The sequence below is a fragment of the Microbacterium sp. BF1 genome (assembly GCF_019279095.1).
GTDB lineage: Bacteria > Actinomycetota > Actinomycetes > Actinomycetales > Microbacteriaceae > Microbacterium > Microbacterium maritypicum.
Genome location: NZ_JAGYWT010000584.1, coordinates 1 through 1,441, shown reverse-complemented (window position 1 = coordinate 1,441; position 1,441 = coordinate 1). Strand labels below are relative to the sequence as shown.

Below are 1,441 nucleotides of genomic sequence, written 5' to 3'. Positions count from 1 at the left end.
GGCCGCGACCCCCACCCCCGCGATCCGCGAGCGATCCACACCCGATCCCACGATCAGGGCGTCGATCGTCGTCGCCATGGCCTCGACGATCCGGTGCGGATCCTCGGCGGGCGTGCGCACGCTCAGGCGTCGAACGATGGCACCCGACAGGTCGAGCAGCACGAATGTCATGAGGGCGGGGTCAAGGTGCACTCCCACCGCGAAGCGGCTGTCTGCGACGAGCCTCAGGGTGACGCGCGGCTTGCCAGGCCCGTTGATCGTGCGCCCGGCCTCCCTGATGAACCCGTCATCGAGGAGCCTCCGGGTGATGTTCGTGACGGTCTGCGCCGAGAGCCGGGTCGCCGTCGCGAGCTCGATCCTGCTCAGCCCCTCGCCGGACTGGCGGATGGCCTCGAGAATCACGGACTGGTTGAAGTCACCCATACGCGGGAGATTGGTGCCACGACGCGTTGCCATCGTCCAATGATCCACCATCGAGGCGGATTCTTGTCCCCCAAAATACCTACAGACAATGTTTGCGCAAGCCATCAGACTGAGGGAGACGCTTCGCGTTCGGCTGGTCTCTCTGTCCCAGGGTAGACAGACGCTGATCGGCCACCAGCGGACGGTTTTCGGGTAACTGTCCGCACGGAGAGGGGCAGGCGGATTCGCCGCCCCTCTCCCACTCTCATCATCCTCGACTCCGGTCGCCTCCCCCGGCCGGGGCCGAGGACGTTCGCGAACCGCGTCAGACGACCGGCATTCAGCGCGGGATCTCGTGCCAGAGGTCAACCGCATCATCGTCGCCGGACGATCGCGAACCGGCGCGGCCAACCACGGTCACCGCGATACGAGGGTCCGGTGACGAGCGGATGATGAGTCGAGACGTCTGCGCCCGGCTGAGCACCACCGCCAGTTCGTCTCGGATCGCTTTGCGACGCGCCTCGTCGATACCGTCGAAGCCGCCCTTGGTCCATCCCGAGCGCGGTGCCGATGATGATCGCGAAGAAGCACACCACGGACGCCGCGGCGATTCCGAGCGCGGTGAACGCCAGGATACGATCCAGCCGGCGGATGGGAACCTCCGGTTCGGAATTCTGCGTGCTCATCCGCCTCAGCCTACTCGCACTGAGGCCTTCGGCTGCGCGAGCGCCACGACCGGTAGGCTGGGGGCACGCGCACGAGCGTGTCCACTGTTCTGCATATCGATCTCAGCGAGGTTCTCCCGTGCCCACCGGCAAGGTCAGGTTCTACGACGAAGACAAGGGTTTCGGCTTCATCGCCAGCGATGACGGCCAGGACGTCTTCCTGCACGCCTCCGCGATGCCCACCGGCATCACCGCAAGTGCGGCCGCCCCGTAAGAGCGGCCGCACTTGCCCAAGCTGATCACAGGCATAGAGCCCCACCAGCGCTTGCCCGCGTCGTATCGAAGTACCCCGACTCAGCAGTGTCGTTGAAGCT

General features: G+C 65.9%; 2 protein-coding genes and 1 pseudogene. 1 reads left to right on the top strand and 2 read right to left on the bottom strand.

Going from position 1 to position 1,441, the window contains the following annotated elements; genetic code table 11:
• Both KZA10_RS15105 and KZA10_RS18320 read right to left on the bottom strand, forming a co-directional pair.
• Positions 1-456: MarR family transcriptional regulator (locus KZA10_RS15105; protein WP_256934926.1), on the bottom strand; the 456-nt coding region annotated here is incomplete at its 3' end.
• A gap of 320 nt (positions 457-776) precedes the next feature.
• Entirely contained in the window at positions 777-1,088 is a 312-nt protein-coding gene (locus tag KZA10_RS18320) for a hypothetical protein (RefSeq protein ID WP_256934925.1), read from the bottom strand.
• A 118-nt stretch (positions 1,089-1,206) separates the two neighbouring features.
• Between KZA10_RS18320 and KZA10_RS15095 the strand changes: the two are divergent.
• A pseudogene (locus KZA10_RS15095) lies at positions 1,207-1,332 on the top strand (cold-shock protein); the annotation flags it as partial.
• Positions 1,333-1,441: the final 109 nt, after the last annotated feature.

What these genes read in the sequence shown, in the direction of transcription:
- KZA10_RS18320 (WP_256934925.1), bottom strand. Translation starts at nt 1,088, where the DNA reads ATGAGCACGCAGAATTCCGAACCGGAGGTTCCCATCCGCCGGCTGGAT.